21 protein-coding genes are annotated in these 21,647 nt (G+C 66.7%); 12 read left to right on the forward strand and 9 right to left on the reverse strand.

Going from position 1 to position 21,647, the window contains the following annotated elements; translation table 11 throughout:
* The first annotated feature begins 26 nt into the window (after window positions 1-26).
* The 12 genes from prpB to L540_RS03120 all read left to right on the forward strand — a co-directional run bounded on the left by prpB (window position 27) and on the right by L540_RS03120 (window position 11,901).
* A complete protein-coding gene (gene prpB, locus L540_RS03065; RefSeq protein WP_043212734.1) occupies window positions 27-920 on the forward strand; it encodes a methylisocitrate lyase in 894 nt (297 codons plus the stop codon).
* A gap of 73 nt (window positions 921-993) precedes the next feature.
* Window positions 994-2,184 (forward strand): bifunctional 2-methylcitrate synthase/citrate synthase, encoded by a 1,191-nt coding sequence (gene prpC / locus L540_RS03070; RefSeq protein WP_043212732.1) that lies wholly within the window; start codon window positions 994-996, stop codon window positions 2,182-2,184.
* Window positions 2,185-2,240: 56 nt separating this feature from the next.
* On the forward strand, window positions 2,241-3,686 hold the full coding sequence (locus L540_RS03075; protein ID WP_043212730.1) for a bifunctional 2-methylcitrate dehydratase/aconitate hydratase: 1,446 nt from the start codon (window positions 2,241-2,243) through the stop codon (window positions 3,684-3,686).
* A gap of 56 nt (window positions 3,687-3,742) precedes the next feature.
* On the forward strand, window positions 3,743-4,165 hold the full coding sequence (locus tag L540_RS03080) for a CopD family protein (RefSeq protein ID WP_043213067.1): 423 nt from the start codon (window positions 3,743-3,745) through the stop codon (window positions 4,163-4,165).
* Between the two features lie 27 nt (window positions 4,166-4,192).
* Window positions 4,193-5,785, forward strand: a complete 1,593-nt coding sequence (locus tag L540_RS03085) for a THUMP domain-containing class I SAM-dependent RNA methyltransferase (protein WP_043212728.1) — start codon at window positions 4,193-4,195, stop codon at window positions 5,783-5,785.
* A gap of 232 nt (window positions 5,786-6,017) precedes the next feature.
* Window positions 6,018-6,203 (forward strand): hypothetical protein, encoded by a 186-nt coding sequence (locus L540_RS03090; protein ID WP_043212725.1) that lies wholly within the window; start codon window positions 6,018-6,020, stop codon window positions 6,201-6,203.
* Window positions 6,204-6,397: 194 nt separating this feature from the next.
* Window positions 6,398-6,922 carry an RDD family protein gene (locus tag L540_RS03095; RefSeq protein WP_043212723.1) on the forward strand — a complete coding sequence of 175 codons (525 nt, stop codon included), beginning with the start codon at window positions 6,398-6,400 and terminating at the stop codon, window positions 6,920-6,922.
* An 81-nt stretch (window positions 6,923-7,003) separates the two neighbouring features.
* Entirely contained in the window at window positions 7,004-7,843 is an 840-nt protein-coding gene (locus L540_RS03100; protein WP_043212721.1) for a UDP-2,3-diacylglucosamine diphosphatase, read from the forward strand.
* 183 nt (window positions 7,844-8,026) lie between these two features.
* Window positions 8,027-9,691, forward strand: coding sequence for an acyl-CoA synthetase (locus L540_RS03105; RefSeq protein ID WP_043212719.1), 1,665 nt, complete (start codon window positions 8,027-8,029; stop codon window positions 9,689-9,691).
* Window positions 9,692-9,714: 23 nt separating this feature from the next.
* On the forward strand, window positions 9,715-10,236 hold the full coding sequence (locus tag L540_RS03110; RefSeq protein ID WP_043212717.1) for a gamma carbonic anhydrase family protein: 522 nt from the start codon (window positions 9,715-9,717) through the stop codon (window positions 10,234-10,236).
* Window positions 10,237-10,274: 38 nt separating this feature from the next.
* Window positions 10,275-11,195, forward strand: a complete 921-nt coding sequence (hslO, locus tag L540_RS03115) for an Hsp33 family molecular chaperone HslO (RefSeq protein WP_043212715.1) — start codon at window positions 10,275-10,277, stop codon at window positions 11,193-11,195.
* 55 nt (window positions 11,196-11,250) lie between these two features.
* Complete coding sequence (locus L540_RS03120; RefSeq protein WP_043212714.1) at window positions 11,251-11,901, forward strand: hypothetical protein; 651 nt, start codon at window positions 11,251-11,253, stop codon at window positions 11,899-11,901.
* Between the two features lie 16 nt (window positions 11,902-11,917).
* On the opposite strand, the gene ftsB is transcribed toward L540_RS03120, so the two are convergent.
* The 9 genes from ftsB to gsiC all read right to left on the reverse strand — a co-directional run bounded on the left by ftsB (window position 11,918) and on the right by gsiC (window position 21,631).
* A complete protein-coding gene (ftsB, locus tag L540_RS03125; protein ID WP_043212711.1) occupies window positions 11,918-12,292 on the reverse strand; it encodes a cell division protein FtsB in 375 nt (124 codons plus the stop codon).
* Window positions 12,293-12,366: 74 nt separating this feature from the next.
* Window positions 12,367-13,653: a phosphopyruvate hydratase gene (gene eno, locus L540_RS03130; protein WP_043212709.1), complete on the reverse strand. Its 1,287-nt coding sequence runs from the start codon at window positions 13,651-13,653 to the stop codon at window positions 12,367-12,369.
* Window positions 13,654-13,656: 3 nt separating this feature from the next.
* The gene (locus tag L540_RS03135; protein ID WP_043212707.1) at window positions 13,657-13,941 is read right to left on the reverse strand and encodes a DUF1330 domain-containing protein; all 285 of its coding nucleotides are present in this window, start codon (window positions 13,939-13,941) and stop codon (window positions 13,657-13,659) included.
* Window positions 13,942-14,105: 164 nt separating this feature from the next.
* Complete coding sequence (locus L540_RS03140) at window positions 14,106-15,758, reverse strand: CTP synthase (RefSeq protein ID WP_043212705.1); 1,653 nt, start codon at window positions 15,756-15,758, stop codon at window positions 14,106-14,108.
* Between the two features lie 250 nt (window positions 15,759-16,008).
* Complete coding sequence (locus L540_RS03145) at window positions 16,009-17,805, reverse strand: aminopeptidase P family protein (RefSeq protein ID WP_043212703.1); 1,797 nt, start codon at window positions 17,803-17,805, stop codon at window positions 16,009-16,011.
* Between the two features lie 14 nt (window positions 17,806-17,819).
* Window positions 17,820-18,638, reverse strand: coding sequence for a M55 family metallopeptidase (locus L540_RS03150; protein ID WP_043212701.1), 819 nt, complete (start codon window positions 18,636-18,638; stop codon window positions 17,820-17,822).
* A gap of 11 nt (window positions 18,639-18,649) precedes the next feature.
* A complete protein-coding gene (locus L540_RS03155; protein ID WP_043213065.1) occupies window positions 18,650-19,717 on the reverse strand; it encodes a DmpA family aminopeptidase in 1,068 nt (355 codons plus the stop codon).
* A 92-nt stretch (window positions 19,718-19,809) separates the two neighbouring features.
* Window positions 19,810-20,703, reverse strand: a complete 894-nt coding sequence (gene gsiD, locus L540_RS03160) for a glutathione ABC transporter permease GsiD (protein WP_043212699.1) — start codon at window positions 20,701-20,703, stop codon at window positions 19,810-19,812.
* A 7-nt stretch (window positions 20,704-20,710) separates the two neighbouring features.
* A complete protein-coding gene (gsiC, locus tag L540_RS03165; RefSeq protein ID WP_043212698.1) occupies window positions 20,711-21,631 on the reverse strand; it encodes a glutathione ABC transporter permease GsiC in 921 nt (306 codons plus the stop codon).
* Between the last annotated feature and the right edge of the window lie 16 nt (window positions 21,632-21,647).

The following is a 21,647-nucleotide window of genomic DNA, read 5'->3' on the forward strand; positions in this document are numbered from 1 at the left end:
CACAACACCACTCGGAGACCCGAAACATGTCCAGACCCGACTCTCCCGGCGCCCTCTTTCGCCGCGCGCTGGCGCAAGAGCAGCCGCTGCAGATTATCGGCGCCATCAACGCCAATCATGCCCTGCTGGCCAAGCGCGCCGGCTACCGCGCGATCTATCTTTCCGGCGGCGGCGTGGCGGCCGGGTCCCTGGGCCTGCCCGACCTGGGCATCAACACCCTCGATGACGTGCTCACCGATGTGCGCCGCATCACGGATGTCTGCGACCTGCCCCTCTTGGTCGACATCGATACCGGTTTCGGCCCCTCGGCCTTCAATATCGCCCGCACGGTCAAGAGCCTGATCAAGTTCGGCGCCGCCGCCTGCCATATCGAAGACCAGGTCGGCGCCAAGCGCTGCGGCCACCGCCCCGGCAAGGAAATCGTCAGCACCGAGGAAATGGCCGACCGCGTCAAGGCGGCCGCCGATGCGCGCACCGACAGCGACTTCTACCTGATCGCGCGCACCGACGCCATCGCCTCGCATGGCGTGGACGCCGCCATCGAGCGCGCCCTGGCCTGCGTCGAAGCCGGCGCCGACGCCATCTTCGCCGAAGCCGCCTACGATCTGCCCACCTACCGCCGCTTCGTCGACGCCGTGAAAGTGCCGGTGCTGGCCAACATCACCGAATTCGGCAAGACGCCGCTGTTCACGGTCGAGGAACTCAAGAGCGCGGGCGTGGGCATGGTCCTCTACCCGCTGTCGGCCTTCCGCGCCATGAACAAGGCCGCCGAAGCCGTCTATGAAGCCATCCGCCGCGACGGCCACCAAAAGAACGTGCTGGACCTGATGCAGACCCGCGACGAACTCTACGACCGCATCGGCTACCACGCTTTCGAGTCGCAGCTGGACTCGCTGTTTGCCAAGGACAAGTCGAAGTAATGCGCGCCGGCCCGGCCATCCAGCCGGGCCGGCTGCGTCCAAATCTATTCCCATCGGAAGGAGAACGAGAGACATGAGCACCTCGCAGAAAAAGGCTGCCCCCGCCCCGGCGCAAACCGAAGAGAAGGCCGGCTTCAAACCCAAGAAATCGGTGGCCCTGTCGGGCGTGGTCGCGGGCAATACCGCGCTGTGCACGGTGGGCCGCACGGGCAACGACCTGCACTACCGCGGCTATGACATCCTGGACTTCGCCGATGCGGCCGAGTTCGAAGAGATCGCCCACCTGCTGGTGCATGGCAAGCTGCCCACCAAGGCCGAACTGAAGGCCTACAAGGAAAAGCTGCGCTCGCTGCGCGGCCTGCCGGCGCAGCTGCAGACCGCGCTGGAGTCGCTGCCGGCGGCCAGCCACCCCATGGACGTGATGCGCACCGCTGTCTCCGTGCTGGGCTGCGTGCTGCCCGAGAAGGATGACCACAACACGCCGGGCGCGCGCGATATCGCCGACCGCCTGATGGCCAACCTGGGCTCGGCCCTGCTCTACTGGTACCACTACAGCCACAACGGCCGCATCATCGACGTGCAGACCGACGACGACAGCATCGGCGGCCACTTCCTGCACCTGCTGCATGGACACAAGCCCAGCGATGAATGGGTGCGCGCCATGCACACCTCGCTCATTCTGTACGCCGAGCACGAGTTCAACGCCTCGACCTTCACCAGCCGCGTGATCGCCGGCACGGGTTCCGACATGTATTCGGCCATCACCGGCGCCATCGGCGCGCTGCGCGGCCCCAAGCACGGCGGCGCCAACGAAGTGGCCTTCGAAGTCCAGAAGCGCTACGACTCGCCCGACGAAGCCGAGGCCGACATCCGCCGCCGCGTCGAGAACAAGGAAGTGATCATCGGCTTCGGCCACCCGGTCTACACCATCTCCGACCCGCGCAACAAGGTCATCAAGGAAGTCGCCCGCAAGCTGTCCAAAAAGGCGGGCAGCACCAAGATGTTCGACATCGCCGAGCGCCTGGAGACCGTCATGTGGGACATCAAGAAGATGTTCCCCAACCTTGACTGGTTCTCGGCCGTGAGCTATCACATGATGGGCGTGCCCACCGCCATGTTCACGCCGCTGTTCGTGATCGCGCGCACGGCGGGCTGGTCGGCCCACATCATCGAGCAGCGCATCGACAACAAGATCATCCGGCCCACCGCCAACTACACCGGTCCGGAGAACCTGAAGTTCGTCCCGCTCGAAAAGCGCAAGTAAGTCCTTGATCCGGCGGGGCCGTCCGGCCCCGCCCACGCATAGGGGGTTACGCTTCTATGTCCGCTTCCCCGCCGCCGGCCCGCCCCGACCCGGTCCTGGCCGATATCGCCGACTATGTCATCGGCTATGAGATCGACAGCCCGCTGGCCTTCGAAACCGCCCGCAACTGCCTGATCGACACCCTGGGCTGCGGCCTGGAGGCGCTCGAATACCCCGCCTGCAAGAAACTGCTCGGCCCCGTCGTGCCGGGCACGGTCGTGCCCAATGGCGCCAAGGTGCCCGGCACCTCCTTTCAGCTCGACCCCGTCCAGGCGGCCTTCAACATCGGCGCCATGATCCGCTGGCTGGATTTCAACGACACCTGGCTGGCCGCCGAATGGGGCCACCCCTCGGACAACCTGGGCGGCATCCTGGCCACCGCCGACTGGCTCTCGCGCGGCGCCGTGGCGGCCGGCAAGCCGCCCCTGACCATGCGCGACGTGCTCGCCGCCATGATCAAGGCCCATGAAATCCAGGGCTGCCTGGCGCTGGAAAACGCTTTCAATAAAGTGGGGCTGGATCACGTCGTGCTGGTCAAGGTTGCCTCCACGGCGGTGGTGGCCCGGATGCTGGGCCTGTCGCGCGACGAGATCATCAATGCCGTCTCCCTGGCCTGGGTGGATGGCCAGAGCCTGCGGACCTACCGCCATAGCCCCAATACGGGCAGCCGCAAGAGCTGGGCGGCGGGCGACGCGACCAGCCGCGCCGTCCGCCTGGCGCTTATCGCCAGAACGGGCGAAATGGGCTATCCCACCGTGCTGACGGCCAAGACCTGGGGCTTTTACGACGTGCTGTTCAAGGGGCAGCCCTTCCGCTTCCAGCGGCCCTATGGCAGCTACGTGATGGAAAACATCCTGTTCAAGATCTCGTATCCGGCCGAGTTCCATGCGCAGACCGCGGTGGAATGCGCCATGCAGATCCACCAGCGGCTCAAGGCCACGGGCCGCTCGGCCCAGGATATCCGGCGCGTCACGATACGCACCCACGAGGCCTGCCTGCGCATCATCGACAAGAAAGGGCCGCTCACCAATCCCGCCGACCGCGACCACTGCATCCAGTACATGGTGGCCGTGCCCCTGCTCTTCGGCCGGCTGACGGCGGCCGACTACGAAGACGCGGCCGCCGCCGATCCCCGCATCGACGCGCTGCGGGCGCGCATCCTGTGCATCGAGGACCCGGCCTTCACCCGCGACTATCACGACCCCGACAAACGCTCGATCGCCAATGCCCTGACGGTGGAGTTCAACGACGGCAGCCGGCTCGATGAGGTCGTCTGCGAATATCCCGTCGGCCATAAGCGCCGCCGGGCCGAGGGCCAGCCCCTGCTGGAGGCGAAATTCCGCCGCAACCTGGCGCGCATGCTGCCCGCGCGCCAGCAGCAGCGCATCCTCGACGTTTCGCTCGACCCGCCACGGCTGCAAGCCATGCCGGTGCATGAATATGTCGACCTTTACGTGATCTGACGCCGCTTTTCTGTCGCCTACAATGGCGTGTTTTCGAATAAGGACGCGCCATGGGCATGCTTTGGGTCAAGACGTTTCATATTGTCTTCGTCGCTTCGTGGTTCGCGGGGCTGTTCTACCTGCCGCGCATCTTCGTGAATCTTGCGCAGCAGTCCGACCCCGCCGTCCAAGGCTGTCTGCTGGGCATGGCCCGCCGTCTGTACCGCTTCATGACCATCCTGGCCGTGCCGGCCATTCTGCTGGGCCTGTGGCTCTATGTCGGCTATCGCATCGGCGTGGGCCCCGGCAACGGCTGGATGCATGCCAAACTCTTCCTGGTGTTTTTGCTCATCGGCTACCATCACGCCTGCGGTGTGATGCTGCGCAAATTCGAGCAGGGGCGCAACACGCGCTCGCACAAGTTTTATCGCTGGTTCAACGAGGTTCCCGTCTTGCTGCTCGTGGTGGTGGTGGCGCTCGTCGTCCTCAAACCATTTTGATTGCCTAGCCGGCCAAGGCCCTCCCGTATGTCCCAAGATAACAACGACCGACCGCGCAAGACGCTGACGATCAAAGCCAAGCCCGCTGCCGCCCAGGACGAACAGAACGAACGTTCCTCCCGCAAGCGCAGCGGCGCCCGGGCACGCCAGGCCGCCCAGATCGAACGCGCCCAGCAGGCCCATAAGCGCGCTGGCGACCCGCCGCCGCCGCGGCCCGAGGCCGAGGCCGGCTATGCCGAACGCCCGGCCCAGCGGCGCAAGCCCCAGCCCTATGCCTCGGCCGAGCGCGGCACGCGCTCGCGCGGCGACGACCAGGCCGGCGAAAACCGCCGCCGCAGCGGCATGGGCGTGGTGCGCGCCGAGCCCGCGCCGGCGCCTGACTGGGACGACGTTTTTGCCGAACAGGACGCCCCCGCCCTGGACACTCCCCAGGAGCGGCGGCGCCCGCGCCATCCGGGGCGCCAGGCCGAGACCTTCCGCTGCTACGCGCCCTGCCCCCAGGGACTGGAAGAGGCGCTGACCGCGGAAATGCAGGCGCTGGGCTTTGACGACGCCCAGGCGGGCCGCGCCGGCTGCGCCTTCAGCAGCGACTGGTCCGGCATCCAGCGCGCCAACCTCTATTCGCGGCTGGCCACCCGCATCCTGGTGCAAGTGGGCCAGGGCGACCTCAACCACGAGGACGACCTGCTCGACCTGGCCTACAGCGTGCCCTGGGAACGCTGGTTCGGCCCCGAGGACACGCTGCGGGTGGACACCTCGGCCATCAAGAGCCCGGTCCACAGCCTGCAGTACTGCAATCTGCGCGTCAAAGACGGCATCTGCGACCGCCTGCGCGATCGCGAAGGCGCGCGCCCCAGCATCGACACGGTGCGCCCCGATGCCCGCGTGCAGCTCTTCATGGAAGGCACGCACGCCACGCTCTACCTGGACACCTCGGGCGAATCCCTGTTCAAGCGCGGCTGGCGCCTGGACAAGGGCGAAGCCCCCCTGCGCGAGAACCTGGCCGCCGGCATGCTGGCGCTGGCCGGCTGGGACCCGGCCGCGGCGCTGGTCGACCCCTTCTGCGGCAGCGGCACCATCCTGATCGAAGCGGCCTGGATCGCGCTGGGCGTGCCGCCCGGCATCTCCCGCCCTTTCGGCTTCGAGCGCATGCGCCAGCACGATGCGCGCCGCTGGCGCGACCTCAAGGACGATGCCCGCTCGCGCATCCGCACCCAGCTGGATACGCCCATCGTGGGCTATGACATCGACGAGCGCGCCATCGAGTTCGCGCGCGCCAACGCCGAACGGGCCTGGCTGACCGACGAGACCATCCGCTTCGAGGTCGGCGATGCGCGCCATATCCAGGCCCCGGCCAGCCAGGGCTGGATCGTCACCAATCCGCCCTATGGCGAGCGCATGGAGATCGCCGACGAGTTCTGGCGTGAGTGGTCGGCCTGCCTGAAACGCCAGTTCGCCGGCTGGCAGGCCCACGTGATCTCCAGCGACATGAAGCTGCCGCAGCGCATGCGCCTCAAGCCGGTGCGCCGCATCCCGCTGCACAACGGTTCGCTGGACTGCCGCCTGTTTGCCTTCGAGCTGGTGCCGGCGGGCTACCGCGATGGCGGCGGCGAGGCTTAGACGAATTTGCCGGGGTGCCAGCGGCGCGGCGGGGCCCGCGAGTTGTAAAACTGCTGCAACGCCGCAACATTAAGCTGTCTGGGTGGGCCACGGGGCGCCGAATTGGGGCATCATCAGCACCAGTAAGGCGCATGTTGCACAGAAGCACGGCAAGGTTTGCATTGGTCTAGGGTAAACCCTATAATCCGGGTTAACCCCTAGCGAATAACAAGTCAGCCCATTGGAGGCTACCGTGATCAACCTGAACAACACCACCCGCCTGACCGACGAACTTGAACGCCAACTGATGCTGCAAGCGATGGAAGAACAATTCCGTCCGCATCCCCTGCGCGCCCTGGCCCATGGCCTGCGCAAGCTGGGCCAAGGCATCAAGGCGCTGTTTGGCAAGAGCGACTCGGCCGCGCACACCGCCGCCTGAGCCGCGGCCCCGCGAGAGGCCGCGCTGTAGCACCAAAAGCTGTACCGAATTCTGTAGTTGTTGTCAGTTTTCCCCTTGGGGGCTGCAAAGCCCCTTTTAAGACCCGCCCTAACCGGCGGGTTTTTTTTATCCTGCGAGGCCCGGCCCGACGGAAAAAAGCGCGGCAGGGCCGAAGGCTTGCATAATACGCAGCCATGACCGCTACCCTCGCTTCCCATTCCGCCGTGCCGGACACGCCCAGCCGCCTGCGCCGCTTCGCCTGCATGATGTACGAAGGCGTTCTGTTGTTCGGCGTCGTCTTCCTGGCAGGCTATCTCTTCGATACCCTGACCCAGAGCCGCCATGCCCTGGCCTTGCGGCATGCCCGCCAGGCCTGGCTGTTTCTGGTCATCGGCGTCTATTTCGTGTTGTGCTGGCGCTACCGCGGGCAGACCCTGCCCATGAAGACCTGGCATATACAGCTGGTGGACCGCGAGGGCCGCGTGCCTGGCCTGGCGACCCTGGCGCTGCGCTATCTGCTGTTGTGGCCCCTGCCGCTGGCGGGCGCGGGCCTGGTGGCGCTGGCCTCGCATCTGACCGGCTGGCCGTCGATGGACCTGTTCATCGTGGCCGCGCCCTTTGCCATCTTCCTCCCCAGCTGGTTCGATCCCGAAGGCCAGTTCCTGCACGATCGCCTGCTCGGCACGCGCCTGCGCAACCTGGCCCCGGCAGCGGCGTAATAGCCTCGTCACTGTTTTTTCATCCAGGCGTCATCTGTACCTGTTTTCATCTCCTGGCCGTCTGGTCAGGAGGAAAACGCCGTGAACGAGATCCGCCCCAAGCATTGGCGCACCCTGTGGATATCCGACATCCACCTGGGCACCGCGGGCTGCAAAGCCGACTTCCTGCTCGATTTTCTTGAGCACAACGACTGTGACACGCTGTACCTGGTCGGCGACATCATCGACGGCTGGCAGTTGCGCAAGCACTGGCACTGGCCGCGGGCCCACAACGACGTCGTCCAGCGCATCCTGCGCAAGGCGCGCAACGGCACCCGGGTCATTTTCGTGCCCGGCAACCATGACGAGTTCGCCCGGGAGTTCGCCGGCTTTGCCTTCGGCGACATCGAGATCCTGGACGAAGACATCCATGTCACGGCCCAGGGCCAGCGCTTTCTGGTCCTGCACGGCGATCAATTCGACGGGGTGATCCAGCACAGCAAATGGCTGGCCCACCTCGGCGACAACCTCTATCAGCTCGCCCTGTGGCTGAATCACCACTTCAACCGCCTGCGCCATCGCCTGGGCCTGCACTATTGGTCGCTGTCGCAATACCTCAAGCACAAGGTCAAGAACGCCGTGGCCTTTATTGACGACTTCGAGCACACCCTCGCCGCCGAGGCGCGGCGCCGCGGCCTGGACGGGGTGATCTGCGGCCACATCCACAAACCCGCCATGCGCGAGGTCGACGGCGTGCTTTATTGCAACGATGGCGACTGGGTCGAAAGCCTTTCCGCCCTGGCCGAAGACCATGAGGGCCATCTGCGCCTGCTGGACTGGGCCGGCCAGTTGGCCGAGCGGCCCGCCGCGGCCGCGCCGCGCCGTTCATTGGCGCTGCCCGCCCTGCCCTCGGCCCTGCGCCGCCAGGGCCGGCACCCGTAAATACCCTTATACGTCCCCCTTACGGATACGGGAATGTTGCAGTTCCCGCCCCTCTCGTTCATGCTTGTAGCCGCGGTCACAGGAAGGCCGCTGCCGGGCCGGCCCGAGGCAAGACGGATTGCCAGCGCTCCGGCTTAGGGGCATTCCTGCCACTCGTTGCCACCGAGCTCAAAACAAAGGGCCATGAACGACCAATATCAGGCGCTCTACCAATCTTTCCGCTGGCTGGTTCCGACACAATTCAATATTGCGGAAGTCTGTTGCCACCGCTGGGCCGCCAGCAGTGCCGACGCACGCCGCATTGCCATCTTCTATGAAGACGAGGCCGGCAACCGCGAAGTCTGGACCTATGCCCGGCTTGCCGAGGCGGCAAACCAGCTGGCCCATGGGCTCACCAAAATGGGCGTGGAACGCGGCGATCGCGTCGGTGTCGTATTAGGGCAACGCCCCGAGACCGTCGTGGCCCATATGGCGATCTACAGCGTGGGCGCCGTGGTGCTGCCGCTGTCGTCCCTGTTCGGCCCCGAGGCCCTGGAATCCCGCCTGCGCGACTCCGAGGCCCGGGTCGCCATCGTGGACGCGGCGTCCAGCGCCAACCTCATGGCGGTCAGCGACCACTGCCCGCATCTGCAGCAGATCATCGGCATCGGTTTCGCCGACGAGCGCGTCCTGCCCTGGCGCAGCCTGCTGGCGCGCCAGCCGGGCGAGTTCAAGCCCGTTGCCACCCGCGCCAGCGATCCGGCCATCCTGCTCTATACCTCGGGCACCACCGGCGCGCCCAAGGGCGCCCTGCTGCCGCACAGCGTGCTGATCGGCAACCTGCCCGGCTTTGTCGCCTCGCAGGATTGGTTCCCCCGCCAGGGCGATGTGTTCTGGTCGCCCGCCGACTGGGCCTGGACGGGCGGCATGATGGACGCCCTGCTGCCCACGCTCTACTTCGGCCACCCCATCGTGGGCACGCGCGGCCGCTTCTCGCCCGAGCGCGCCTTCGAGCTGATGGAACGCTATCAGGTCACCAATACCTTCCTCTTCCCGACCGCGCTGAAGATGATGATGAAATCGGTGCCCGACCCTCGTAGCCGCTACCGGCTGGCGCTGCGGGCCATCATGAGCGCGGGCGAGAGCGTCGGAGAAACGGTCTTCGCCTGGTGCGAAAACGCCCTGGGCATCAAGCCCAACGAAATGTTCGGCCAGACCGAGATGAACTACATCGTCGGCAACAGCAACAAGCGCTGGCCGGCGCGCCCCGGCAGCATGGGCAAGCCCTACCCCGGCCATCAAGTGGCGGTGATCGACGAACAGGGCCGACCGGTCCCGCCCGGCCAGGTCGGCGAGGTGGCGCTCAACCGGCTGGATATCCATGGCTATCCCGATCCGGTGCTGTTCATCGGTTATTGGCGCAACGACGCCGCCACCGCCGGCAAATACACCGGCGACTGGTGCCGCACGGGCGATCTGGCCACGGTCGATGCCGACGGCTATCTCTGGTACGCGGGCCGCGCCGACGATGTGTTCAAATCGGCGGGCTACCGCATCGGGCCGGGCGAGATCGAAAACTGCCTCTTGTCCCACCCCGCCGTGGCCAATGCGGCCGTGGTGCCCAAGCCCGACCCGGAGCGCGGCGCCCTGGTCAAGGCCTTTGTGGTGCTCACCGAGGATTACCTGGGCCGCGACAGCGACAGCATCACCCAGGCGCTGCAGGAACATGTGCGCGACCGCCTCGCGCCTTACGAATACCCCAAGGAAATCGAATACGTCACGCATCTGCCCATGACCACCACGGGCAAGATCCAGCGCGCCGTCCTCAGGCGCCTCGAACAGGAGCGCGCCGCCAACGGCAACCCCTGACCCCAGCTTCTCCGCCTGACTTCATGCCTATCTACCAACTCGACGACTACATCCCCCGCATCGATCCCAGCGCCTATGTGGCCGACAGCGCCGACCTGATCGGCCAGGTCGTGCTCGCCGCCGGCGTGAGCATCTGGTCGCATGTCGCCATCCGCGCCGACAACGAGCCCATCGTCATCGGCGAGGGCAGCAATGTCCAGGAAGGCAGCGTGCTGCATGTGGACCGGGGCTGTCCCATGCATATCGGTCCCCATGTCACCGTCGGGCACCAGGCCATGCTGCATGGCTGCACCATCGAAAGCGGCGCCCTGATCGGCATGCAGGCCATCGTGCTGAACAATGCCGTGATCGGCAAGAACTGCCTCATCGGCGCGGGCGCGATCGTCCCCGAGGGCCGCCGAATCCCCGACAACTCGCTGGTGATCGGCATCGGCAAGATCGTCCGTGAACTGTCCCCCGAAGAAATCGCGGACATGCATGCCGGGACCCGGCACTATGTCGAGCGCGGCCAGCACTACAAGACGGCCTTGAAGCGCATAGGGTGAAACCGCCTGCCGGGCCGCCGATCAGCTAACATTCCGGCATGAGCGATTTACTCAAGAAATACCTCTTCGAGGCGCGCACTGTGCGCGTGCAATCCGTGCGCCTGCAAGACACCTGGAAACAGGCGCAATCCCATCAGCAATATCCCGAGGCCATCACCCGGCTGCTGGGCGAAATGGTCGCCGCCTCCACCCTGCTGGCGGCCAACATCAAGTTCGACGGCGCATTGGTCCTGCAGATCCAGGGCGATGGCCCCATCGCCCTCCTGGTGGTCGAATGCCGCTCGGATCTCAGCCTGCGCGCCACCGTCAAGGTGCGCGAAGGCCATGACGTCCCGGCGGACGGCACCATGCAGTCCCTGCTCAATGCCCAGGGCGGCGGGCGCTTCATCGTGGTGCTCGATCCCGAGCGCAAGGTGCCCGGCCAGCAGCCCTACCAGGGCATCGTCCCGCTGGAGGGCGAGACCGTGGCCGAGGCCCTGCAGCACTACATGAAGGCTTCCGAGCAGCTCGACACCCGCCTGTGGCTGGCGGCCGATGACAAGGTCGCGGCTGGCCTGCTGATCCAGCGCCTGCCCGAGCACGGCGGAAACGAAGCCGGCGAACAAACGCCGGGCGAAGCCTGGAACCGCGCCCTGCACCTGGCCGGCACGGTCAGCGCGCAAGAGCTGCTGGCCACCGATACGGACACGCTGATCCACCGCCTGTTCTGGGAAGAAACGCTGATCGCCTTCGAGCCCATGCCGGTGCGCTGGTTCTGTCCCTGCACGCGCGAGCGCGTGGCGGGCATGTTGCGCACCCTGGGCCAGGCCGAGGTGCAGGACATCCTGGCCGAGCAAGGCAAGGTCGAAGTGCATTGCGACTTTTGCGGCAAGCCCTATCTGTTCGACAGCGTCGACTGCGCGGGCCTGTTCGCCGCGGCGTCCCCCCATCGCGAACAGGATCCGCCCACGGTCCACTGAGGCGCGTAGCTTCCACAATCGACGGCCTGGCCCGACGCACCGCATACTGCGGTCCATGTCGCCAGGCCTTTTTTCCAGCCGCTCGGGCGGGCAAGCCGCCGTCGAGTTCACCGTGGCCCTGCTGGCCCTGCTGCTGGCCGCCAGCGCGCTCTACGAGACCATGCAATGGCATCGCCAGCGGCAGCTGCTCTACCTCGCCCTCATCGAGGCGGCGCGCGCCGGCAGCGTGACGCACCTGCGTCCCGAGGCCATGGCGCGCGCCTTCGAGGCCGGTCTGGCGCCGCTGCGCCATGCCGCCCAGCATCGGGCGGCCCGCGCGGCCGGCCTGCCGCCCTGGCGCCTGGAGGTCCTGCAACCCGCCGAGGCGCACTATCGCCGCCACGGCCAGCGCCTGCCCGGCCTGCCCGCCCCCGCCATCAACAATGACTACCAGGCCGAACAGGCCCGCGCCCGTCCGGGCCCGCCCACCATCCACGAGGCCAATACCCTGCGCCTGCGGCTGACCTATGCCAGCGCGCCGGCCACCAGCCTGCTGGCGGCCCTGCTGCCCGGCCTGGCGCCGCTGGCCGGCGATGCCTGCCGGCGCGCGCTGCTGGCCGGCGGCTGGCTGGCCCTGAGGCTGGAGTTGTCGATCGAAATGCACAGCCATCCCGTGCGCTGGCCCGAAATCACGGGCGTGCACACGCGCAGCCGCCCTTGCGGCTGAGGAGGCAAAACAGGGATCAGCGCCGCTGCGAAGGCGCGGCGGCGGCAGCCGCGCCCGGCTTGGGCGGCGGCTTGGGCGCCGTGGCCTGCGGGACGGCGTTGGCCGAGGGCAGCGGCGTGCCCGGGGGCAGCACATGCACGAAGACCTCGCCTTCGCGCATCATGCCCAGATCGCCGCGGGCGCGCTCTTCGAGCGCGCCCTGGCCGCTCTCCAGATCCCGCACCTCGGCCTCGAGGGCCGCGTTGCGAGCGCGCAGGCCTTCGTTGACCTCGCGCTGGGCCGCCACATCCCGCTGGTAGTCCCAAACCTTGAACCACCCGCCTTTGCCTAGCCAAAGCGGATACTGGATCAGACCGACCAGCACGAGAAGCACCAGGAACAACAGGCGCATAAAACGGGCACCCAGGTTTAGCGGAGACGGACGCTGGATAACATGAACCGGGGCTCGCGGCCCCGGCATGGACCTCAGCGCAGGTTGTAGAACGCTTCGATGCCGGGATACGAGGCGACTTCGGCCAGTTCTTCCTCGATGCGCAGCAGCTGGTTGTACTTGGCCATGCGATCCGAACGCGACAGCGAGCCGGTCTTGATCTGCATGGCATTGGTCGCCACGGCGATGTCGGCGATGGTCGAATCCTCGGTTTCGCCCGAACGGTGCGACACGACGGCGGTGTAGCCGGCGCGCTTGGCCATTTCGATGGCGGCGAAGGTTTCGGTCAGGGTGCCGATCTGGTTGATCTTGATGAGGATGGAGTTGGCCACGCCCTTCTGGATGCCCTCGCGCAGGATGCGCGTGTTGGTGACGAAAAGGTCGTCGCCCACCAGCTGGACTTTCTTGCCCAGCTGTTCGGTCAGCAGCTTCCAGCCATCCCAGTCGTTTTCGGCCATGCCGTCTTCGATGGAGATGATGGGGTATTTGTCGCACCAGGTCGCCAGCAGATTGGCGAACTCCTGCGAGGACAGCGACACGCCGCCTTCGCCGGCCAGGGTGTACTTGCCGTCACGGAAGAATTCCGAGCTGGCGCAATCCAGGCCCAGGGCGATCTGCGTGCCCGGCTCGTAGCCGGCTTCGGTGATGGCCTTGAGGATCAGCTGGATGGCCGCTTCGTGGTTGGCGACGTTGGGGGCGAAACCGCCCTCATCGCCCACGGCGGTCGACATGCCCTGGGCATGGATCAGCTTCTTGAGCATGTGGAAGACTTCGGCGCCCCAGCGCAGGGCTTCGCGGAAGCTGGCCGCGCCCACCGGCAGGATCATGAATTCCTGCAGGTCGAGCGTGTTGTTGGCGTGCGCGCCGCCATTGATGACGTTCATCATCGGCACGGGCATGCTCATGGGGCCGCTGCCGCCGAAATAGCGGTAGAGCGACAGGCCGGACTCGTCGGCGGCCGCGCGCGCCACGGCCATGCTGGCGGCCAGGATGGCGTTGGCGCCCAGGCGCTCCTTGCTGTCGGTGCCGTCCAGCTCGATCAGCGTGCGGTCCACGAAGGTCTGTTCCTGGGCGTCCAGGCCCATCAGGGCTTCGGAGATTTCGGTATTCAGGTTCTCGACGGCGCGCAGCACGCCCTTGCCGAGGTAGCGGTTCTTGTCGCCGTCGCGCAGCTCGATGGCTTCGCGCGCGCCCGTGGAGGCGCCCGAAGGCACGGCGGCGCGGCCCATGGCGCCGGACTCCAGCAGCACGTCACACTCGACGGTGGGGTTGCCGCGCGAATCCAGAATCTCGCGGCCGATGATATCGACGATTGCACTCATTATTTACATTCCCTGAACGATGAACATATTCATGACGGCCGCGCCTTCGCGGGCATTGCGGGCGCGGCGATACTGCCAGGAGTCATAGAAGGCCCGGGCGCCGTCCATGGTCGGAAATTCCAGGACCACGGTGCGGCCGGGCTGGCGGCCTTCAAGGTGCTCGGATTCGCCGCCGCGCACGAGGATCTTGGCGTCGTAGGCCCGGATGGCGAGCGTGGACAGACGCTTGTAGTCCTCATACTGCGCGGGTTGGGTCACCAGGACGTCGGCGATCAGATAAGCACTCATGCACTTCCTTCCAGACAATTTTGGGACGGAGCGGCCGGAAAGCGCCCGCCCTGCTCCGCATGATAGCCAGGGAAACCGCCCGGGACACCTCTTGGTTGTATCCGAAAGATGCATCCCGGCGGTAACACGGCTGGCGCGCAAGGGGGCCCGAAGGCCCCCCGGCTTCAGGCCTTCTGGCCGCGACGAGTCTTGTTCTCGAGCGCCGCGCGGATATAGCTCGAAAAGAGCGGATGGCCGTCGCGGGGCGTGGAAGTGAACTCGGGGTGGAACTGCACGCCCACGAACCACGGGTGGTTGGGCAGCTCCATCATCTCGGGCAGGTTTTCCGTCGGCGTGCGGGCGCTGATCACCAGGCCGGCCTCTTCGAGGCGGGGCACGTAGACGTTGTTGACCTCGTAGCGGTGGCGGTGGCGCTCATTGACCTCATCGCCATAAATGGCCTGGGCCAGCGTGCCGGGCTTGATGGGGCAGCGCTGGGCGCCCTTGCGCATGGTGCCGCCCAGGTCGGAGGTGTTGTCACGCTTCTCGACCTTGCCTTCGCGGTCCATCCACTCGGTGATGAGCGCCACCACGGGGTGCGGAGCCGAAGGATCGAACTCGGTGCTGTTGGCCCCGCCCAGGCCGGCGACATGGCGCGCGAACTCGATCACAGCCAGTTGCATACCCAGGCAGATGCCCAGATAGGGCACGCCGTTTTCCCGGGCGTAGCGGATGGCCGCGATCTTGCCTTCGGTGCCGCGCTTGCCGAAGCCGCCCGGCACCAGGATGGCGTCCAGGTGCTGCAGCTGCTCGGTGCCGCGGGTCTCGATGTCCTCGGAATCGATGTACTCGATCTTGACCTTGGAGCGCGTATGGATGCCGGCGTGGACCAGGGCCTCGCTCAGCGACTTGTACGACTCCGTCAGGTCGACATACTTGCCGACCATGCCGATGGTGACTTCGTGCTGCGGGTGCTCCAGCGCGTCGACCAGGTTGTCCCACATGGACAGGTCGGCCGGCGGCGGGGTCAGGCCCAGGGCTTCGCAGACAATGTTGTCCACGCCTTGCTTGTGCAGCATGGCGGGGATCTTGTAGATCGAATCCACGTCCCACACCGAGATGACGGCATCCAGCGGCACGTTGGAGAACATGGAAATCTTGGCGCGCTCGTCGTCGGGGATGCGGCGGTCGGCGCGGCACAGCAGCACATTGGGGTAGATGCCGATTTCGCGCAGCTTCTGCACCGAATGCTGGGTGGGCTTGGTCTTGAGCTCGCCAGCCGAGGCAATATAGGGCACCAGCGTCAGGTGCACGAAGGCGGCATTGTTGCGCCCCAGGCGCAGGCTCATCTGGCGCGCGGCCTCCAGGAAGGGCAGCGACTCGATATCGCCCACGGTGCCGCCGATCTCGACGATGGCGACATCGGTGTGGCCCTGCCAGGCGGCGTCGGCGCCGCGAGCCACGAAATCCTGGATTTCATTGGTGATGTGCGGGATCACCTGGACGGTCTTGCCCAGATAGTCGCCGCGCCGTTCCTTGCGCAGCACCGATTCGTAGATCTGGCCGGTGGTGAAGTTGTTCACCTTGCGCATCTTGGCCGAGATGAAACGCTCGTAGTGGCCCAGATCCAGGTCGGTCTCGGCGCCGTCTTCGGTCACGAACACCTCTCCGTGCTGGAAGGGGCTCATGGTGCCGGGATCGACGTTGATGTAGGGGTCCAGCTTCAGCAGGGTGACTTGCAGACCGCGCGATTCGAGGATCGCGGCGAGAGACGCGGCGGCGATACCCTTGCCCAGGGAGGACACCACACCGCCGGTGACAAATACGTATTTGGTCATCGTTAGTGGCGCCCGGGATGAGCGGGCGCTAGCGGGAAATTTGGATTATACCTGTGTGGCGCCCGAAACTTGGGTTTTCCCTTACATCGGGGAAGGGCGGGGGCCGGCGCGCGGGAAACGGCGCGCCGCGCCTGCCTGGACTTTACCGCGTAAAGACGATACTTGGGACGATACTTGGCGCGCCGCCTGGCTGCCGCCAGGGGCGCGCGGGGCGATGCCGGGTGTGGCTTGCGGCCAACACCCCCCCGCCTCAGGCCGCCAGCGCTTCCGTGCGCGCCATGAGCCAGTCCAGGGCGGCGCCCTGCACCAGCGGCGCCAGGCGTTCGCGGACCTGGCGGTGGTAGTCGTTCAGCCAGGCGATTTCGTCGGCCCGCATCAGCGACACCTCGATGCAGCGCGTATCGATGGGGCACAGCGTCAAGGTCTCGAAGCACAGGAACTCGCCCAGCTCGCCCTCCAGCCAGCTGCGGTTGACCACGAGGTTCTCGATGCGCACTCCCCAGCGGCCGGGTCGGTAGATGCCGGGCTCGTTGGAGGTGATCATGCCCGGCTCCATGGCCGTGTGCGCCCCCGGCGCGGCGCGATAGGAAATGACCTGCGGCCCCTCGTGCACATTGAGGAAATAGCCCACGCCGTGGCCGGTGCCATGGCCGTACTCCGCCCCGCCGGCCCAGATGGGCGCGCGCGCCAGCGCGTCCAGCATGGGCGAGGCGATCCCCCGCGGAAAGGCGGCCCGCGACAGCGCGATCATGCCCTTGAGCACCAGGGTGAAATCCGCCTTCTGGTCGGCCGAGGGCCTGCCCACCGCCACCACCCGGGTGATGTCGGTCGTGCCGCCCAGGTACTGGCCGCCCGAGTCGATCAGCAACAGGCCGTCGCCCTCGATCACGGCATGGGATGCCTCGGTGGCGCGGTAATGCGGCATGGCGCCATTGGCGTTGTAACCGGCGATGGTGGCAAAGCTGGGGCACACATAGCCCGGGCGGCGCGCGCGCGCCTGGGTGATCTGCTCGTCGATGGTCAGTTCGGTGACGGTTTCGCGCCCCTGGGCCGCCTCGAACCAGGCAAAGAACTCGCACAGGGCGGCGCCGTCCTGGGCCATGGCCTCGCGCACATGGGCCAGCTCGGCCTCGCTCTTGCGCGACTTCATGAGGGTGGACGGATTGATGGCCTCGACGCGGGCGATCTGCGGATCCATGGCATGGAAGACCCCGCAGGTGACGCGGGCCGGATCGATGAGCAGGGTCTGGTCGCGTTCGAGCGAACCCAAGGCCTCGGCCACCTGGGCATAGGGGGCCACATCCACGCCATCGGCGGCCAGCCTGGCGGCCAGGGCGGCGTCTATCTTGCCCTCGGCCACGAACAGGGTGGCGTAATCGGCGCCGATCAGCGCGTGGGCCAGGAAAACGGGGTTGTAGCTGACATCGGCGCCGCGCAAATTGAAGATCCAGGCGATGTCGTCCAGGGTGCTGACCAGATGGGTGTCCGCGCCCTTGGCGGCCATGGCCTGGCGCACCAGGGCCAGGCGCTCGGCGCGCGACTGGCAGGCGTAGGGCGCCAGGTGCTCATAGACCGGCGCCGTGGGCAGGCCGGGACGGTCCGCCCAGACTTCGTCGATCAGGTCCGGGCCGATGGACAGCGACACGCCGGCCGGCGCCAGCGCGCCCGACAAGGCGCGGAAGGCCGACAGGCCCAGCACATTGCCGTCCACCCCTACCCTGCCGCCCGCCGGCACATGGGCCGCCAGCCAGTCCACATGGCCCGGCGTGGTCGCCAGCGCGATCTTCATGAGCTGCACGCCGGTGCCGGCCAGTTGCGCCTCGGCCTGCACCCAATAACGGCTGTCGACCCACAGGCCGGCGAAATCCCGGGTCACGACCAGGGTGCCCACCGATCCGGTAAAGCCGCTGAGCCAGCGCCGCGCCTGCCAACGCTCGGGCAGGTACTCCGACAGATGCGGATCGGCCGACGGCACGACATAGGCATCCAGCTTATGGCGGCGCATGGCCTGGCGCAGCGCGCCAATACGTTGATCGGTGCTTGACATGGTTTCCTCGATACTTAGCGCAACATGAATGACATCGCGGCCAGGCTGTTGAGCATACGGATGGCGGCCCGCATGGTGGGAGCCGTGAAATCCAGGGTGACGCCGTCGACGCGCTTCAGCGCCGGCCACATGCAGAACAGGTCAGCCAGCGCTGAGGACTGCGTCTGCAGACGGCATTCTATCGGCCCCGGGATGCGGAAAGGAACCGCCTGGGCCAGATTGCGCGCCGCCGCCTCGGCGCCCTGGGCGATCGCGCGCCGCGCCGCCGGCGGCGAGAGCGTCACGCCGCTGCCCTGGCCGTGGGCGACCTTGGTCTGCACCCATTGCGCCGACGGAAACAGCGGACGGGTTTCCTCGATGAAGGCGTCATCGCCCGAGGCGAAAATCACCGGCACGCCCAGCTCGCCGGCCAGCGCGCCATACAGCCCCGCCTCGCCCAGCTCCATGCCGTTGATGCACACGCGCGCGAAGGCAAAGCTGTTGATGGTGTGGGCCAGCACGCCCCGGCCTTGCGAGCGGCTGTGGTAGCCCACCATCATGACGCCGTCGCAGCCCTCTTCCAGCCCGCCCATCATGCCCAGGTAGCGCGGCTTGCCCAGCACCAGGCGGGCGCGCTCGTCGATCTGGTCCGGCAGGAGGTTGCGGAAGCCGCCGTGCGAATCGTTGACCAGCACTTCGGTCGCGCCGCCCGCGAAGGCGCCGGACACGGCGGCATTGGCCTCGCCCGTCATCCAGGCGCGGGCGCGCTCGTACTCGCCATTGCCCGGGCGCGCCTGCTCGGCATGGAATACGCCCGCCACCCCTTCGATGTCGGTGGAAATCAGGATCTTCATACAGTTCTTCCTTAGAAATCCCGGTCGGCCAGCCATTGCCGCCAATCGGGAATCACTTCAGTCAGGGCCCGGCGCACATGGCCATCGCGGCCCTGCACGGTCTGGGCGCGCCACAGCGCGCTGACGATGGCCTGCTCGCAGGCCTCGGCGGCCGCCTCGAAAAGCCGGTCGATGCGCGCCTCGTGCAGCATGGGCTGCGCCGGCATGGCGCGCTCGGCCTGGTGCGGCACGGTGTAAGCGGTGGAAAAAGCCAGGGAGATATCGCCGCTGCCATGGCCGAACACCGAACCGGTGCGCGCCAGCCCCGCGCCCGCGCGCAAGGACAGCCGGCCCAGCTGGCGCGCGTCCAGCGGCGCATCGGTGGCCAGGATCAGGATGATGGAGCCCTTCTCCGGGCCATGGTCCTGCTGCCGCGCCAGCCTCTGGCCGAAAGGCCGGCCGGCAATGGTCATGAGCGGCAGCCGCCCGAAATTGGACAGCACCAGCGTGCCGACCGTGTAGCGCAGGCCCGGCTGGATCTCGGCGATGCGCGAGGCCGAGCCGATGCCGCCTTTGAGCGAAAAGCTGGACATGCCGCGTCCGGCGCCGACCGAGCCCTGGGCGAAATCGGCCGCCGCGGCGTCATAGGCCTGACGGTAGTCGTCTTCGGTGATGGACAGGGCCTGGATATCGTTCAGATAACCATCGTTGCACTCGAAGACCAGCGGATTGACCGTGGCCCACTCGCGCCCGATGGCCGGGTTGGCCGCGATGGCCTGACGGATCTGCGCGTTGGCGACCGTGCCCACGCCAAAGGTATTGGTCAGCGCGATAGGCGTCTCCAGCACGCCCAGCTCCCGCACCTGAACCAGGCCCACGCTCTTGCCGAAACCGTTGATGACGCTGGCCGCCGCCGGCACCTTGTCCAGATAGGGATCGCCGGCATGGGGCCGCAGCACGGTCACGCCCGTCTGACAGGCGCCGTCGGCGCGGGTCGCGTGGCCCACGCTGACACCGGCCACATCGGTGATAGCGTCGCGCGGCCCGGCTTGCAGATGGCCGATGCGCGGCAGCCCGGCCTGGGAATCGATCGTCGTCATGGTCTTGCCGCTGGCGCGGCCTCCTTCAAAGCCTTCAGGAAAAAAGGGCACGGCTTGCGCCGCGCCCTCTTCGCGTTCCGTCCGCCGCGGGCTCAGCGACGGTCGATCTTGGGATCGAGGGCGTCGCGCAGGCCATCGCCCAGCAGGTTGAAAGCCAGCACCGTCAGGAAGATGGCCAGGGCGGGGAAAATCGCCACGTGCGGGGCCAGCACCATGTCGGCGCGCGCTTCGTTGAGCATGGCGCCCCACTCCGGGGTGGGCGGCTGCGCGCCCATGCCCAGGAAGGACAGGCTGGCCGCCGTGATGATGGAGGTGCCGATGCGCATCGTGCCATAGACGACGATGGGCGAGATCGTGCCCGGCAGGATGTGCCGCATGATGATGGTCCAGTCGGAGGCGCCGACGCTGCGCACGGCCTCGACATAGGTCATCTGCTTGATCGCCAGGGTGTTGCCGCGCACCAGCCGCGCGAAGGCCGGCACGCTGAACACGGCCACGGCCACGATCACATTGACCATGCTCGAGCCCAGGATGGCCACCACGCCGATGGCCAGCAGCATGCCGGGGAAAGCCAGCAGCACATCCGAGATGCGCATGGTGATGCGCTCCCACCAGCCCTGGTAGTAACCCGCCATCAGGCCCATGAAGGTGCCGACGACGGCGCCCATGGCGACCGACAGAAAGCCGGCGGCCAGCGAAATCCGCGCGCCCATCAGGATGCGGCTGAAGATGTCGCGGCCCAGCGAATCCACGCCCAGCCAGTGCGTCAGCGACGGCCCGGCGTTCAGGGCGTCATAGTCGAAGAAGTTTTCCGGATCGAAGGGAACAATCCAGGGCGCCAGAATCGCCACGGCGACCAGGAAGAGCACGAAGATGCCCGCGCCCACGGCCAGCTTCTGCTTCTTGAACTTGCGCCAGAACTCGGTGAGCGGGGTGCGCACTTCGTTCTGCTTGGACGCGGCAGCGGCGGTAGTCGTATTGCTCATGGCCGCCTCACTTGTAACGGATACTGGGATTGATGACGCCGTAGAGCACGTCGACAATCAGGTTGATCAGAATGAATTCCAGCGAGAACAGCAGCACCAGCCCCTGGATGACCGGGTAGTCGCGCTGCGTCACCGCGTCGACCAGCAAGCGGCCCAGGCCAGGCCAGTTGAATACCGTCTCGACCACGATGGAGCCGCCCAGCAGGAAGCCGAACTGCAGGCCCATCATGGTGACCACGGGGATCAGCGCATTGCGCAGCGCATGCTTGATCACCACGCGGCGTTCGGTCAGGCCCTTGGCGCGGGCCGTGCGCACGAAATCTTCCTGGATCACCTCGACGAAGGAGGCGCGCGTGAAGCGGGCCATCACCGCGGCCACGGCCGCGCCCAGGGTGATCGAGGGCAATATATAGTGTTTCCAGCTGGCCGCGCCCACGGTGGGCAGCCAACCCAGGCCGACCGAGAAGACCTGCATCAGCATCATGCCCAGGGCGAAGGCCGGAAAGGAAATCCCCGAGACCGCCAGCGTCATGAGCAGGCGATCGGGCCAGCGGTTACGCCAGACGGCCGAGACGATGCCGAAGATCATCCCGAAGGTGACCGACCAGATCATGCTGGTGATCGTCAACCACAGCGTGGGCATGAAGCGCTCGGCGATCTCGGTGGACACGGGGCGCTTGGTGCGCAGCGACATGCCCAGGTCGCCCTGCAGCATATGGCTGAAGTAGCGCACGAACTGCTGCGGCAGGGGCAGGTCCAGCCCGAGTTCTTTGCGCACCAGCTCGACGGTCGCCTGGTCCGCTTCCTGGCCGGCGGCCAGGCGCGCCGGATCCCCGGGCAGCATGTGCACAAACAAGAACACGACCACCGAAACCAGCAACAGCGTCGGGATCATGCCCAAAAGTCGTTTGACGATATAGGTCAGCATTGAAATTCCTGAGACT

The sequence above is a fragment of the Bordetella pseudohinzii genome (assembly GCF_000657795.2).
In the GTDB taxonomy this organism is placed as follows: domain Bacteria; phylum Pseudomonadota; class Gammaproteobacteria; order Burkholderiales; family Burkholderiaceae_B; genus Bordetella; species Bordetella pseudohinzii.

Coding starts and splice junctions, on each gene's coding strand:
- L540_RS03140 (WP_043212705.1), bottom strand. CDS start 15,758: ATGACCAAATACGTATTTGTCACCGGCGGTGTGGTGTCCTCCCTGGGC.
- hslO (WP_043212715.1), top strand. CDS start 10,275: ATGAGCGATTTACTCAAGAAATACCTCTTCGAGGCGCGCACTGTGCGC.
- eno (WP_043212709.1), bottom strand. CDS start 13,653: ATGAGTGCAATCGTCGATATCATCGGCCGCGAGATTCTGGATTCGCGC.
- L540_RS03120 (WP_043212714.1), top strand. CDS start 11,251: ATGTCGCCAGGCCTTTTTTCCAGCCGCTCGGGCGGGCAAGCCGCCGTC.
- L540_RS03105 (WP_043212719.1), top strand. CDS start 8,027: ATGAACGACCAATATCAGGCGCTCTACCAATCTTTCCGCTGGCTGGTT.
- ftsB (WP_043212711.1), bottom strand. CDS start 12,292: ATGCGCCTGTTGTTCCTGGTGCTTCTCGTGCTGGTCGGTCTGATCCAG.
- L540_RS03155 (WP_043213065.1), bottom strand. CDS start 19,717: ATGACGACGATCGATTCCCAGGCCGGGCTGCCGCGCATCGGCCATCTG.
- L540_RS03150 (WP_043212701.1), bottom strand. CDS start 18,638: ATGAAGATCCTGATTTCCACCGACATCGAAGGGGTGGCGGGCGTATTC.
- prpC (WP_043212732.1), top strand. CDS start 994: ATGAGCACCTCGCAGAAAAAGGCTGCCCCCGCCCCGGCGCAAACCGAA.
- L540_RS03095 (WP_043212723.1), top strand. CDS start 6,398: ATGACCGCTACCCTCGCTTCCCATTCCGCCGTGCCGGACACGCCCAGC.
- prpB (WP_043212734.1), top strand. CDS start 27: ATGTCCAGACCCGACTCTCCCGGCGCCCTCTTTCGCCGCGCGCTGGCG.
- gsiC (WP_043212698.1), bottom strand. CDS start 21,631: ATGCTGACCTATATCGTCAAACGACTTTTGGGCATGATCCCGACGCTG.
- L540_RS03145 (WP_043212703.1), bottom strand. CDS start 17,805: ATGTCAAGCACCGATCAACGTATTGGCGCGCTGCGCCAGGCCATGCGC.
- L540_RS03110 (WP_043212717.1), top strand. CDS start 9,715: ATGCCTATCTACCAACTCGACGACTACATCCCCCGCATCGATCCCAGC.
- L540_RS03085 (WP_043212728.1), top strand. CDS start 4,193: ATGTCCCAAGATAACAACGACCGACCGCGCAAGACGCTGACGATCAAA.
- L540_RS03135 (WP_043212707.1), bottom strand. CDS start 13,941: ATGAGTGCTTATCTGATCGCCGACGTCCTGGTGACCCAACCCGCGCAG.
- gsiD (WP_043212699.1), bottom strand. CDS start 20,703: ATGAGCAATACGACTACCGCCGCTGCCGCGTCCAAGCAGAACGAAGTG.
- L540_RS03080 (WP_043213067.1), top strand. CDS start 3,743: ATGCTTTGGGTCAAGACGTTTCATATTGTCTTCGTCGCTTCGTGGTTC.
- L540_RS03075 (WP_043212730.1), top strand. CDS start 2,241: ATGTCCGCTTCCCCGCCGCCGGCCCGCCCCGACCCGGTCCTGGCCGAT.